General features: G+C 54.0%; 9 protein-coding genes. 5 read left to right on the top strand and 4 right to left on the bottom strand.

Annotated features, from left to right (window positions below; translation table 11 throughout):
• Positions 1–34 precede the first annotated feature (34 nt).
• Entirely contained in the window at positions 35–1,645 is a 1,611-nt protein-coding gene (locus tag PBOR_RS26805) for a response regulator transcription factor (protein ID WP_042216929.1), read from the bottom strand.
• The gene (locus tag PBOR_RS26800) at positions 1,623–3,368 is read right to left on the bottom strand and encodes a sensor histidine kinase (protein WP_052429646.1); all 1,746 of its coding nucleotides are present in this window, start codon (positions 3,366–3,368) and stop codon (positions 1,623–1,625) included. Before PBOR_RS26800 ends, PBOR_RS26805 begins: the two co-directional genes overlap by 23 nt.
• 144 nt (positions 3,369–3,512) lie before the next feature.
• On the opposite strand from PBOR_RS26800, the gene PBOR_RS26795 reads away from it, so the two are divergent.
• The gene (locus PBOR_RS26795; protein ID WP_042216927.1) at positions 3,513–5,102 is read left to right on the top strand and encodes an extracellular solute-binding protein; all 1,590 of its coding nucleotides are present in this window, start codon (positions 3,513–3,515) and stop codon (positions 5,100–5,102) included.
• A gap of 132 nt (positions 5,103–5,234) precedes the next feature.
• Here the strand turns inward: PBOR_RS26795 and bglS are convergent, their stop codons facing one another.
• Positions 5,235–5,909 carry a beta-glucanase gene (bglS, locus tag PBOR_RS26790; RefSeq protein ID WP_245648300.1) on the bottom strand — a complete coding sequence of 225 codons (675 nt, stop codon included), beginning with the start codon at positions 5,907–5,909 and terminating at the stop codon, positions 5,235–5,237.
• A gap of 266 nt (positions 5,910–6,175) precedes the next feature.
• Here bglS and PBOR_RS26785 point away from each other — a divergent pair, with 266 nt between their 5' ends.
• Complete coding sequence (locus PBOR_RS26785) at positions 6,176–7,243, top strand: AI-2E family transporter (protein WP_042216923.1); 1,068 nt, start codon at positions 6,176–6,178, stop codon at positions 7,241–7,243.
• A gap of 888 nt (positions 7,244–8,131) precedes the next feature.
• Positions 8,132–10,579: a leucine--tRNA ligase gene (gene leuS / locus PBOR_RS26780; protein WP_042216922.1), complete on the top strand. Its 2,448-nt coding sequence runs from the start codon at positions 8,132–8,134 to the stop codon at positions 10,577–10,579.
• 134 nt (positions 10,580–10,713) lie between these two features.
• Here the strand turns inward: leuS and comER are convergent, their stop codons facing one another.
• A complete protein-coding gene (comER, locus tag PBOR_RS26775) occupies positions 10,714–11,565 on the bottom strand; it encodes a late competence protein ComER (protein ID WP_042216919.1) in 852 nt (283 codons plus the stop codon).
• 147 nt (positions 11,566–11,712) lie between these two features.
• Here comER and PBOR_RS26770 point away from each other — a divergent pair, with 147 nt between their 5' ends.
• On the top strand, positions 11,713–12,486 hold the full coding sequence (locus PBOR_RS26770; RefSeq protein WP_042216917.1) for a ComEA family DNA-binding protein: 774 nt from the start codon (positions 11,713–11,715) through the stop codon (positions 12,484–12,486).
• A gap of 567 nt (positions 12,487–13,053) precedes the next feature.
• The gene (locus PBOR_RS26765; protein ID WP_039300969.1) at positions 13,054–13,572 is read left to right on the top strand and encodes a deoxycytidylate deaminase; all 519 of its coding nucleotides are present in this window, start codon (positions 13,054–13,056) and stop codon (positions 13,570–13,572) included.
• Positions 13,573–13,772: the final 200 nt, after the last annotated feature.

Raw genomic sequence — 13,772 nt, 5'->3', positions numbered from 1 at the left:
CCTGCACAGCAGGCGGAACAGAGCAGGGACCGGGCTAATTCGCCCGGTCCCTGAATTCTTGCGGCGTCATATGGCTGTATTCCTTGAACAGCTTAATGAAATAATGGGCATTGGAGTAGCCGAGTGCAGCGGATATTTCATAGATTTTTAGTGCGGAATGCGTAAGCAGGTAAGCGGCTTTTTCCATTTTAGCTGAACTGATATGATCACTGAGCCGTTTCCCGGTCTCTGCCTTGTAGATTTTGGAGAGATAGACCGGATGCAGCTTAACCTCGTCCGCAATAGCGTTCAGCGATACGTAGTGCAGGTTGAGGTCGATGTATTCATGAACCTTCTGAATCAGTACACTGCGCATATCCTTGCGTTCACTGTCAAAATGCTCCTTAAGCAGCGCCAGCATCCGGAGTGCATAATCCAGCAGCTTGTCCGGAGTATGGAAGCTTCCCCCGCCAGGCATAATGCTCCCGGTGATGTCCCCGAGCATTGTATTGTTTTTGTGGGCGAAATAGTAGAAGGCCGTTTCCATATACAGCTTGGCTTCTTCAATATGCTCCGGGGAATGGCCGTCCGTCTCTATAAGCTCGGCATGGATATTCCGGACCTTGGACTCGATGCTGTCCCAGTTACTCGCCTCCAGCAGATGGAACAGAGTGGGCGGCTCATACAGCGACTGAAGGGTCGTGATCCGCTTCTCTGCGGTGTCTTCCGCCTTCAGAAAAACACCTGTTTCGTGGCCGATATGCGCTCTGATCGTGGATATGGCAGTCTGGTACAGGCTGTACACCTGATCCGGGAACGATCCCCAGCCTGTAGCAATCACGGAAATGCCGCCGCCGATGACGGTGCTTACGTTTTTTTGCAGCTGGTAAGCCGTCTGGATCATCTGACTGTGCAGGGACGGCAGGTTGTCCCGGCAATCCTCCGTAAGCGGCTGAAGAACAAGCACAAGATAATCATGGACATCCTTGCAGGACCACATGGCAAACCGCTCCTGAAACAGCTCATGGGCAATGTTGACAATCGCATATTCAAATAACTGCATACTGTTCACATCATGCTGTTGAAAATAATCCTCCAGCCGGATCACAAGTAAGGCCGCCGGCCGCTCCAGTGTGAAAGGCAGGCTGAACTGGTCAAGCTGCTCCGCCAGCTGCCGGTTGCCCGGCTTGCGGCCCTGCAGCAGCCCGTTCAGGAGCCGGTCCCGCAGCAGAGGCAGATGCTCGCGGAAGGTTTGCAGCGTCCGTTGATAGGAAGCGCGGGTCTCCCATTCCTTCCGGATCTCCAGCAGCAGCTGTTCAAGCACCTCCATGAGCGGCCCGTTGCCGATCGGCTTCAGCAGATAAGCGCTGGCCTGCTGGGAAATGGCCTGTTTGGCGTATTCGAATTCCGAATATCCGGTCAGCAGAACCGTTTTGATGTGTTTCCACTCCCGGCGGATATGTCCGATAAGCTGCAGGCCGGACATTTCCGGCATATTAATGTCGGTGACCACAATATCCACCGGGTGCTGGCGGAGAATCTCCAGCGCCTCATATCCCGAGTAGGCTCTGTGCACCTGCTCGACCTGCAGCTCATTCCAGGGGATGGAGATGAATAAGTCGTCTACAACATAGGGTTCGTCGTCAACCAGCAGAATCTGATACATTGTTGTCCTCTTTCTTCCGGATATGCAGGGTGACCATAAGTCCGCCCTGCTCAGATGCTGTAATCAGGATTGCCGATGCTTCGCCGAATTGATGCTTCAGGCGCTGCTGTACATTCCAGAGGCCGCAGCCCCCGTCCAGGCGGTCCTGTTCATTCAGACGGTCTTGCAGCAAGGCGATTCCGGCCTCATCCATTCCGGCCCCGTTATCTTCAACGGAGATCACGAGTTCACTGCCGCTGCGGGCGGCGCGGATGAGAATGAAGCCGAGGCCGATTCTCTTCTCAATCCCGTGGATGATGCTGTTCTCCACCAGCGGCTGGATCAGGAGGCGCGGAATACGCTCGTCCAGCAGCTCTGCGGGAATCTCAAGCTCATACCGGAGCCGTTGCTTGCGGAGATTCTGGATTGCCAGATAATGCTCAAGCAGCTTGACTTCATCGGCAACCGTAGTCAGTGAATGATCCATCCTGGTGATATAGCGGTAGTACTCTCCAAGGCTCAGCGCCATGGCCTCGACAGAGTCCGTATCTCCGATGCTGGCCTTGCTCTTTATGAAGAACAGGCAGTTGTACAGAAAATGCGGGTTAATCTGCGACTGCAGCTGTTTGAGATAAGCATCCTTGGCCCGCAGCTGCTCCAGATACACTTGTTCAATCAAGGATTGCAGCGTGGCAGCCATCTCATTAAATTCCTGATTCAGCAGCGAGAAATCACTGTTAGTCCGGACATGGATACGGGTGGACCAGCGGCCTTCCTTCATGCGGTTGAGCGAACGCAGGAGCAGGCTGATCGGCCGCTGCACCTGACGGTACAAGAGCAGCGACAGCAGCAGGCTCATCCCCAGCAGCACAACGGTCGCTGTAATGAAAGAATAACGGCTGCTGTGAATCGGCTGCAGAATCTGCTCCAGCGGGGAGTAGTGGATGACATACCAGCCCAGCGTGGCCGAGCGGACGGCGCTGACCAGGTAGCTTCCATCCCCCAGCCTAAGAATCGTTGAGCTCTCCTGAGCCTGCGGGAAATCGGGCAGCTGGCTCACCAGCTGCCCGGCAATCTGTTCGTCCGCAGGCTGCGGATTCAGTACCCCGTAGCCGGTATGATAGAGAAAGGTACCGCCGCTGCCGGGCGGCTGGTAACTCCCGAGCATTTTAGCAATGTTGGAGACAGGGAACTTCACTTCAATGATCATATTAGCCTGGGAAGGCTTCTCCCGAAAATTGGCCGGATCAGAGAGCATCAGCCGGAAGCCGCCAGCGCCGCTATTCCCGGAGGGGCCGGGCGAATATTCCCAGCCTGCAGGCAGCGAATGCCGCAAATCGGCTGTGTCGAAGCTCAGGGAAGGATCGGTGGAGAGCGTCTCTCCTTTCAGCAGGTTGAAGATCAGAAGCTGATTCTCCCAGGTGCTTGAGCCGGTCTGCAGGGACAGCTTCTCCAGCACCGTGCGGATGGTCTGGCTGACATCTATCAGATGGCCGAGCTGCTGCAGCTGCACATAATCACGGATAGTCGGGTCCCGCCGCAGGGCATATACACTTCCGGCCAGCTGGTTAATATTATTGTCGATCTGCGCAGTCAGAAACTCCAGATGGTTCAGGTCAGTCGTCTTGATCTGCCGGGTGATAACGCGGATATCCTTGCGGTAGGAGAACCCGTAGAAGATAAGGGTGACCATAATGAGCGAGATCAGAATAGCAACCATTTTGACAAACAAGTTAGCGCGCATCCGCTGTTAATCATCCTTTTTCTTCAAATATAGAAATAGATTAAACCGCTTTCATTAATCATGAAAACTATACCATATTTGCACCAGCCGTTATGCTATACTTTTGAATATTCGTTACTATGAAAACGCTGTTAGGAGGAGACTATGCGTCTATATGCACTTCTCGCTGTAGTAATCATGCTGGTCTCCGGCTGCTCCTTCGCCGGAGATGATCCCCCTGATATCATTCCGGCAGCCGCGCAGCCAGAGGCTCAGACTGTACATTATGATGAAGAGCTTGGCAAATACGTTCCCGCTGTAGATTTATATACCGTCGGAGTGATCAATCCCGACATGAGCTTCAAAGAAGGCGAAAGCCTGGAGTCTAACGTGCATACCCGCTGGGCCGAAGAGCGGCTGGGAATCCGCATCCGTTATTTATGGACGCTCCTCGGCTCCTCCGAGATCTATGCCAATAAGCTGCGTCTCGAGCTGGCCAAAGGGAATATGCCGGATATCGTAACCACACGGGACCGTGAAGTAATTCAGGAGCTGATTGATTCCGGTCAATTCCGGGAAGCCGGCAGCCTGTTCCAGCGTTATGCCTCTCCGGTATGGAAGGCTGCAATGGACGAGGAACCGGCGGTCTGGAACAGCCTGGAGCGGGACGGCCAGCAATATGCGATTCCCATTCTCGATTATGAGTATAACTCAGACCCGGTATTATGGATCCGCGCGGATTGGCTGAAGAAGCTGAAGCTACCAGTGCCGGAGACCCTGGATGAGCTGGAGACGGTTATGGATGCCTTTGCAAACGGTGATCCGGACGGGAACGGCCTGAAGGATACGTTCGGATTATCTGTAAGCTTCAGGAATGGAGCCAGCACCTGGATGGGCGATGCAAGCTGGATCTTCGGAGCCTTCGGGACGGTCCCCGAGCAGTGGAACACTCAGGCGGACGGCACTCTGCAGTACGGGTCCGTGATGCCGGCCGCCGGGCAGGCGCTTGCCCTCATGAAGAGCTGGGTGGACAAGGGGTATATCTCCAGGGATAATGCCTGGCAGGATGAAGAAGGAGCCGCAGCGCTGTTCACTTCGGGCAAGGCCGGCATCATTGCCGGACCGTTCTGGATGCGGGGCTGGCCGCTGAACAAGCTGGCAGACCTTAACCCGGAGGCCGTAATCCAGGCTGTCCCCATTCCTTCGGGTCCTGACGGGAGGGTGCAGCGGCGGGGGCTGCTTCCTGTTAACGGAGCCATTCTGATCAACAAGAAGATGGAGCATCCGGAAATCTTTTTCACCTATCAGAATTATCTGTTCGATTATTACGCCACCTCGAGCGGAGAATTCGCGAACGGGCTGGCTAAGGGATATGACTGGACGGAGCAGGACGGCGGGCCTGTGACGGATCCGGCCTTGCTCCCGCAAGGAGGGATCCGTGTCGAGTCCTATACGCTGACCTTCGATGGAGCGCGAATTCCGTCCAGAGTGATTCAGGAGATTCCCCAAGATATAGCTCCGGTGCTGCTCTCGCAGCTGGACGCCTCCCTCCAGGATCAGTTCACCGGTCCGCCCACACGCACCATGCGGACCAGCTGGGAGCTGCTGCAGAAGCTGGAACAGAAGACGTTCGAGCAGATTATCTTTGGTGATCTTCGTGTAAGCGAATTCCCCGCCTTTGTCACCAAATGGTCGCAGTATGGCGGAGAGCAGGTTACCAGGGAAGTGGGCGAGTGGTATCTCGACCAGCGGTAAAGCGTGATTGGCAGCTTCCTTGAGGGCGGCCGGGTTTACCTTGGAATACAGCAGGAGACTGTGTATACCGGATGCTTCCGGCATACGCAGTCTCCTGTGTTTTTATGCAGCATAACAGTCAACTCAGCCTGATCAGTTGCTCGTATATTTCACAAAATCATAATAGGCATAGAGCGGATTCGCACCGTTATAAGCGCCGAGCCAGGAATCTACCCCGGTACCGTTCCAGATGTTCATCATAATTTTACCAGCGTGGGTGGGGATATTGCTGGTGGCCGTATGCTTCAGCACTCCGTCGACGTACCATTTGATCGAGCCGGGCTGCCAGTCAAAGGCATAGATATGATAGCCCTGCGAAGCATCAAATCCCAGATTAACCACCTTTTCATGGCCGCCTACACCGTTCGTGAAATAATTGAACTGCACCTTAGTTGTATCCTTGCCGAGGAATTCGATGTCAATCTCATCCCAGGGGTTGCCGTCCGACGGGCCGGTATACGTGAAGAAGGAGGAGACAATTCCGTTATTCTTGGCCGGCATCATGTTCACTTCGTATTTACCGTAGCCGTATTTATACACAGAGCGCAGTTCGGCACCGTCAAAGGTATTGTAGGCCGGACTGGTAAGGGCCAGCCGCAGCTGTCCGCCGCTGGTGAAGCTGATGTTATTCGCACGCCACGTACAATTGAACATGCCGCCGTTGGAGTATCCGTCTGCCTTGGCCCATGTATCAGCATTGAAATAGGTTAGCGGTTCCCAGAAGACCGTTGCCGCCGAAGCCGGCGTTGTAATCATAAAGCAGCTCATCAATGCTACAGCCAGGCTGCCCCTCCACAATTTTCTCCAATTCTTCATTACACCATCAGCTCCCCGTGAAAGCGTTTGTAATTACGGGTTAATCTTACCGGATGCACGCGGGGCGGACTATAACAAGTTGTGAATTTGCATACCAAATAATCAAGATCATCAAGTTTCATGAGGCTGGCGGGAAATGGCGGTTATTTTGCGGCAGGCATACATATACTTACTTAGTACTGAAGCCAGTCCAGAACTGCTGCAAGGAGGGTGTGCTCATGGAGCAATGGTCCCAAAGTAAATGGTTCCGCTGGATGATCGGCGTGCTGCTCTCCCTGATCATTCTTTATTTCGTCTGGCTGCTCCGCCCAATGCTGGAGGGAATATTCCTGTTTCTAAAAGCGATCCTGGCCCCGTTCCTGGCGGCGATGATCATCTCATATGTGCTGAATCCTGTCGTCACTATGCTGTCCAAGAGAAAAATGCCGCGCAGTGTGGCCGTCCTGCTGATCTATGCCGTATTTCTCACCTCACTCGCGGTCATTCTGATCAACCTGATCCCCATGTTCATCGAGCAGCTTGAGGAGCTTAACGAGCATCTGCCGGAAATGACACTGCATGCGCAGGGTCTGATGCGGAACATGAACTCCAGACTGATTCCGCCCGGCGTGGAGACGGGGATGAATAACTGGTTTTTTCAGCTGGAAAACCGCCTGGCCGAAGGTATCTCCCATTTCCTTAATAATATTGCGTCTACGATCGGTATCCTTTTCAATGCATTCATCGTGCCTTTTCTGGTGTTCTACATTCTCAAGGACTTCGATGTGTTCGAACGGACCGTTGTATCCTGCCTGCCCCGTTCCCGCCGCAAGTCGATTGTCACCCTGCTGAAGGATATTGATGAGGCGCTCGGCAATTACATCCGCGGGCAGTTTCTTGTCTGCATCATCATCGGCGTGCTGGCCTATATCGGCTATATGATTATCGGGATGCCTTATGCGCTGCTCTTCGCCTGTGTGGTAGCGGTCTTTAACATTGTGCCTTATATGGGTCCGTTTCTGGGTGCGGCTCCGGCCATTGTAATGGCTTCAACCCTCTCTTGGCGCCTGGTACTGATGGTAGCTGTGGTGAATACACTATGCCAAATGCTGGAGAGCAACGTTATTTCGCCGCAGGTGGTCGGGCGGAAGCTTCATCTGCATCCGCTGCTGATTATCTTCGCGCTGCTGGTCGGCGGGGAAATCGCCGGAATGATCGGACTGATTCTGGCCGTGCCGTTCTTCGCAGCCGGTAAAGTGGTCATTCAGCATATCATCGCCTATTATATCCGCAGAAAGCCGGCATAAAGGCAGGGATATTGCTAAATCATTGACGGTACATGTATCTTTTGGTTATAATGTGGTGAATATTACGAGTAAGAAGCAGTACACATAGCATGCGATGAAGAGGAGTATTAATTCGTGAGACCGTTATTGCAGAGAGCCGGCACCTCAGGTGCGAGCCGGTTAACGGACCGCAGTGAACTCACCTCGGAGTAACGGCGCAAGCCGCAGGTTCCTTAAGCTTCATTATAAGGAGACCGGCGTGTGAACCGTCGTCGCCTCACCCCCGCTAAAGGGTGTCAAAGTGAGTGCCGGACAAAGAATGTCCGCCGCTAACTAGGGTGGTACCACGGGAATTCAAACCTCTCGTCCCTAGCGATAATACGCTAGGGATGGGAGGTTTTTTTGCGGTTAGTCCGGCGGAGCGGTGAATTAATTGCGGATTTAGGCTTTGCAGGTTCTACCAGCCGAGCGAATCATAAGCGGGTTCTTGGACTTTGTAGGGCTACAGCCCAGCGAAACTTAAGCGGGTTCCTGCCAACCCGGCGAATCAACGGCGGGTTTGGCTTTTCAGCCCTTCCGGCCCGGCGAATCATTGCCGGTTCTTGGACTTTGCTGTTCCGCCAGGCTAGCGGATTGGTTTTACAGAACTTATGTAAAGATAAAGGAACGGATAGAAATTTTGGAGCTGTAGCAACGTTAGTGGCCGCCTGAAAGCTTTCCGTAGGAAAGCTCGCATCGGAAGCATACGCTAGATTCGGATTTCTACCGCGAGAAGCGGTTCTAATCAGGAAATCCGAATATAACAGCGGGCGGAAGCCCAAAACTTTCTGCAGTGACCCTTATTTACAGTATTTCTTTTTATAACATTAGCCTTACCTAAGACAGCAACACTCCAAGGAGGAGCATAAGATGAGCGATAACACATTTACCCAAGCCCACACCGGCTACCGTGCCCAGACCATCGAGCCGAAATGGCAGAAATTCTGGGACGAGAACAAGACATTCAAGACAAGTGAAGAAGCAGGCAAGCCGAAGTTCTACGCCCTGGATATGTTCCCGTATCCTTCCGGCGCAGGGCTGCACGTAGGCCATCCTGAAGGCTATACAGCTACTGACATCGTCTCCCGTTTCAAACGGATGCGCGGCTACAACGTGCTGCACCCGATGGGCTGGGACGCTTTCGGTCTTCCGGCAGAGCAATATGCGATGGATACGGGACAGCATCCGCGTGATATTACCTTCAAGAACATTGATAATTTCCGCCGCCAGATTAAGTCGCTGGGCTTCTCCTACGACTGGGACCGCGAGATCAGCACAACCGATCCGGGATATTACAAATGGACACAGTGGATTTTCATCCAGCTGTACAACCGTGGTCTGGCTTACGTGGCTGAGGTTTCCGTCAACTGGTGTGAAGCGCTGGGTACCGTCCTGGCGAATGAAGAAGTGATCGACGGCAAAAGCGAGCGCGGCGGCCATCCCGTGGTCCGCAGACCGATGCGCCAGTGGATTCTGAGAATTACCGAATACGCAGACCGTCTGCTCGAGGATCTGGATGAGCTGGACTGGGAAGAGAGCATCAAGGATATGCAGCGCAACTGGATCGGCAAATCGACCGGCGCTGAGGTGACTTTTGCCATTGAAGGGCATGAGGCTACGCTTGAAGTGTTCACCACCCGTCCGGACACCCTGTTCGGAGCAAGCTATTGCGTCGTGGCGCCGGAGCATAAGCTGGTTGATGTGATTACAACAGAAGAGCAGAAGGCTGCCGTTGCGGACTACCGCGACAAGGCTTCGCGCAAGAGTGATCTGGAGCGTACCGATCTGGCCAAAGAGAAAAGCGGTGTCTTCACCGGCGCTTATGCGGTCAATCCGGTGAACGGCGCACAGGTGCCGATCTGGATTGCCGACTACGTGCTGGCCGGCTACGGAACCGGAGCGATTATGGCTGTTCCGGGCCATGATACCCGTGACTGGGAGTTCGCCAAGCAGTTCGGCTTGAATATTATTGAAGTAGTACAAGGCGGCAACGTCGAAGAAGAGGCTTATTCCGGCGACGGCCCGCACGTAAATTCTGAATTCCTGAACGGCCTGTCGAATACTGAAGCTATCGCCAAAATGATTGCCTGGCTGGAAGAGAAGGGCAGCGGCAAGGGCAAAGTAACCTACCGCCTCCGCGACTGGCTGTTCAGCCGCCAGCGTTACTGGGGTGAGCCGATTCCGATTCTGCATCTGGAAGACGGCACAATGAAGACTGTTCCTGTGGACCAGCTGCCGCTGGTACTGCCGGATGTGGATGCCATTAAGCCTTCAGGCACCGGTGAATCTCCGCTGGCGAATGTAACCGAGTGGGTTGAAACGATCGATCCGGAGACCGGCATGAAAGCCCGCCGCGAGACCAACACCATGCCGCAATGGGCCGGCAGCTGCTGGTACTACCTGCGTTATATCGATCCGCATAATGATCAGGAGCTGTGTTCACCGGAGAAGCAGAAGGAATGGCTGCCGGTTGACCTGTACATCGGCGGAGCCGAGCATGCGGTGCTCCACCTGCTGTACGCCCGCTTCTGGCACAAGGTTCTGTATGATATCGGCGTAGTCGATACCAAGGAACCGTTCCACAAGCTGGTGAACCAGGGGATGATCCTGGGGAACAACAATGAGAAGATGAGTAAATCGCGCGGCAACGTCATCAACCCGGATGAGATCGTGGAAGCTTATGGCGCAGATACACTGCGCGTCTACGAAATGTTCATGGGGCCGCTGGAAGCAACTAAGCCTTGGAACGAAAAAGGCGTGGAAGGCATCCACCGCTTCCTCTCCCGCGTATGGCGCCTGTTCGTGAATGAAGACGGCAGCCTGAGCGCGAAGATCACAGCGGACGGCGGAACCGATGAATTCAAACGCACCTGGCATAAGACGCTGAAGAAGGTAACCGAAGATTTCGAGTCGCTGCGCTTCAATACGGCGATCAGCCAGCTGATGATTTTCATCAACGATGCCTACAAGCAGGAGAGCCTGTCCACGGAAGCGGCAGAACAGTTCGTACAGATGCTGTCACCGCTGGCACCGCATATTGCCGAAGAGCTGTGGCAGCTGCTGGGCCACGAAGGAAGCATCAGCTATGTCGCCTGGCCGGCTTATGATGAAGCCTGGACCGTAGACGCGGAAGTGGAAATTGTCGTGCAGGTTAACGGTAAAATCGTTCAGCGCGCACTGATTCCGCTGGATATGGCTCAGCAGGAAATGCAGGACCACGCACTGGCCCTGCCGAATGTGCAAGCGGCTGTCGAAGGCAAAACCGTACGCAAGATCATTGCCGTTCCCGGCAAGCTGGTAAACATAGTAGTGGGTTAAGCGAAGAACGCAACAGTGCCCGCAGCAACGGATGATTCCGTGCTGCGGGTTTTATTGTTTGTGGCCATGATCCGGGGAGAGCAGGGGGGAAAGCCTGATATTAAGGAGGCAATGGTGCTGCGGTTGCGGCCGCCCTAGCGGTCAAGGGGGCTCTGGACGATGCTGCTGCGCCCGAACAGCTCGTCGAGCTTTTCCACATCCTCATCGTATTTGTCATGCGTCGTGGTAATCAGGCGCTCGAATACCCCTTCCAGACTCGTGCGCAGGTGGTTCAGCGCTTCCGCTGTAATGCCTCCGCGGACGGCAACCCGTTCCTGCAGCCCCTGCGGGGTGAAAGAGCCTTCTGTCAGCAGCTTGCCTGTACCAAGCAGCATTTCACCGGCCAGACGGCTGACCAGGGCTTCATCAATGCCGGTTGCTTCTACAGCCGCCTCGATCCACCGTTCAAGGAAATAGCTGAGGAACGCCGGGCCGCAGCTGGAGAAATCTGAGGCAATCCGCGTATGGCTCTCCGGGATTTCCGCAGGAACACCAATACATGAGAATAGCCGGAGCAGGACCAGCCTGTCTTTTTTATTTAATCTGCTTCCGAAGATGCACAGAGAAGTCCCGCTTCTGACGGAATGGGTGATGCTGGGAATAATCTTGGCAATTTTGGAGGGCAGAACGGATTCCAGATGGTAGAGCTGGACAGGACTTGTAATGGAGACGACAATCTGCTCGCTGCGCAGGTAAGGGGCAATCTCATCGCTTAACATTTTGAACTGCAAAGGTTTGACACACAGAAACACAATATCGCTCTCTGACGCGGCTTCTATGTTGCCCGAACATACAGTGATTCCGGGATGAAGCTTCTTCAGCTCCATCAGCTTACCCGGGCTGCGGTTGCTGGCCAGCACATCACACGGATCAAGGGCTCCCGAACGAAGAAAGGTGTCGATGAGCAGACCGCCCATGCTGCCTGTTCCGATAAATCCCACTTTCATCCTGTGGTTACCTCCTTTCTAATGTTGCTGGGTTCTGGGCTTACAGGAATACTCTTCGTTCAATGTATGCACGGCAGTCTTGGACAAATGACAGGTTTTACGCTTGTTTTTGAATAAAATTCCAGTTTACTGAAGGAGGACAGCTTCATGAGCAAAAGAATGATCGGCTGCGCAATTGCCGCTGCCTTGCTGGGCGGCGGTCTAGTCTGGGCTGCAGACCACAGGGCGGAGGATGGTATCGCCGGTTGGGAGACCCTGAACGCCGGAATGGCGCAGGCGCTGGGCGTGTCGGCTGGCAGTGCGGCAACGGCAGGGGAGAGTGGTGAAGATGGTGGCGCTGGTACTGTAGGGGCAGCTTTTGTTGGTGGCAATGGTGCTGGGAGTGGCAAAGCCCTGGCAGCAGCTGGCGGTGAGGGCGGGGGTGCAAGCGGGAAGGACACAGCGGGCGGAAGTACTGTGCCAGCGGGGGAAGCCGGGACAGTGGCAGGTGGAGATGACGGGAATGCGAACAGTAAGGCCGGGGCAGCCGTTGGTGGCGGGATCGCAGGAGCAGCCGGAAACGAGGGCGGTGTAAAAGGAGGGACAGCTGGGGCAGGAGGAAGTGGCGCTGTAAGCGGTGGTGAAGTAACTGGCGGTGCAGTGATTGGATCGGGTGGAAGCGGCGGGACAGCTGGAGCCGCAGGAAGCACTGGAGCCGCAGGTGCCGCAGCTCCAGCAGTGGCTGCTGATGGCAGGGTCAACGTGAACTTGGCCGATACAGCAGCCCTGATGGACCTGCCGGGTATAGGGGAGAAGAAGGCGCAAGCGATTATCGACTACCGCAGCACCAAAGGGGCGTTCCGCAGCTTAACCGATCTGGGCAAGGTGAAGGGGATCGGGCCGAAGCTGCTGGAACAGCTGAAGCCGCTGGTGGTATTTTGAGTCCATGGACCCGCTGGATGATTCGAACGGGCGGCAGCATTCATACTGAAGCTTGTATACACTACAATTGACAGGGAATTACTGGGGTGTTGTTACACAAGGTTGTCTGATTGAGCCGAGTCTATCCTGTCCTGCCCATCCGTATGCTTCGTTGGTCAGATAAGTGTATTTGGTACAACTAAAAACTGTAAAATCAGATATTTTTAATGTTAATTGTATTTTGTACAACTAAAATACACTGTGTGACGTCTTTAGCTGTTTAGAGCATTATATAAGTGTACGAAGTGCAATTAAATCGATTTTCATCCGGATTTCAGCCCTTTTAGTTGTATAGAATACAATTAAGGCCAGAAACCGAAAAGGACTAGTAACAGGCCTAGCTTGAGGCTGCCGGAGAACTGAGCTTAACGCCAGAATCGACGTCTGTATCAGCAATTGCGGTTTACGCAGCATGAGGCTGTAACAAGAACAGCTGGACAGGTAGTTTTAGGATAAGCTGTATAGTGAAAGATTGCTGCATTATGATACAATAATGAACAACTATCTAAGAGGAAGTGGAGATTGCTGATGACTGTGGCTTACCGCAAGAACTGGGATACATACTTTATGGATATTGCCTGCATGGTCTCCACCCGTTCGCGCTGCCCCCGCCGTCATGTCGGCGCTGTGCTGGTACAGGGCAAGAAGCTGCTGGGTACGGCCTATAACGGCGCACCGATGGGTGTTCCGGACTGCTCGGAAGCGGGCTGTATGGTCTCCGAGCAGTATGAGCGTGAGATCATTGATGGTGTAGAGACAATGGTGAAGAAGCAGCGCTGTATCCGGACGATCCATGCCGAGCAGAATCTGCTGCTGTTCACAGACCGGAGTGACCGTGAAGGCAGTACCGTCTATGTCACGGATGAACCGTGCTGGACCTGTGCCAATATGCTGGCTAACAGCGGAATTGTGGAAATCGTCTATCTGCGTCCCTACCGCAAGGATATGGAGAAGGTTGAGGCTATGCTCTCCTCCAAAGGAATTGTGTTCCGCCAATTGGAGAACTATGAGCCGCCGAAGGAAACGATGATTTCGGTATCGGAATAACCGGAAGCATACCGGAGGACTTGTGCCACCACACAGAATAGGGACAGATTAGTGTTATGGATAGCTTCAGGGCTTCAGGGGAAGAACCTCTGCTTACGCATGTGTTTGCGTTTGCAGGGGTTCTTTGTCGTTGCTGCGGCAGCGGGAGAGGAAAAGAGTAGTTCCATTGTGACGGGAAGAAGAGAATAGACCCATGATTG

The sequence above is a fragment of the Paenibacillus borealis genome (assembly GCF_000758665.1).
Classification (GTDB): Bacteria; Bacillota; Bacilli; order Paenibacillales; family Paenibacillaceae; genus Paenibacillus_AQ; species Paenibacillus_AQ borealis.
This window is presented reverse-complemented; position numbering and strand designations above follow the sequence as displayed.

What these genes read in the sequence shown, in the direction of transcription:
- PBOR_RS26805 (WP_042216929.1), bottom strand. Translation starts at nt 1,645, where the DNA reads ATGTATCAGATTCTGCTGGTTGACGACGAACCCTATGTTGTAGACGAC.
- PBOR_RS26800 (WP_052429646.1), bottom strand. Translation starts at nt 3,368, where the DNA reads ATGCGCGCTAACTTGTTTGTCAAAATGGTTGCTATTCTGATCTCGCTC.
- PBOR_RS26795 (WP_042216927.1), top strand. Translation starts at nt 3,513, where the DNA reads ATGCGTCTATATGCACTTCTCGCTGTAGTAATCATGCTGGTCTCCGGC.
- bglS (WP_245648300.1), bottom strand. Translation starts at nt 5,909, where the DNA reads ATGAGCTGCTTTATGATTACAACGCCGGCTTCGGCGGCAACGGTCTTC.
- PBOR_RS26785 (WP_042216923.1), top strand. Translation starts at nt 6,176, where the DNA reads ATGGAGCAATGGTCCCAAAGTAAATGGTTCCGCTGGATGATCGGCGTG.
- leuS (WP_042216922.1), top strand. Translation starts at nt 8,132, where the DNA reads ATGAGCGATAACACATTTACCCAAGCCCACACCGGCTACCGTGCCCAG.
- comER (WP_042216919.1), bottom strand. Translation starts at nt 11,565, where the DNA reads ATGAAAGTGGGATTTATCGGAACAGGCAGCATGGGCGGTCTGCTCATC.
- PBOR_RS26770 (WP_042216917.1), top strand. Translation starts at nt 11,713, where the DNA reads ATGAGCAAAAGAATGATCGGCTGCGCAATTGCCGCTGCCTTGCTGGGC.
- PBOR_RS26765 (WP_039300969.1), top strand. Translation starts at nt 13,054, where the DNA reads ATGACTGTGGCTTACCGCAAGAACTGGGATACATACTTTATGGATATT.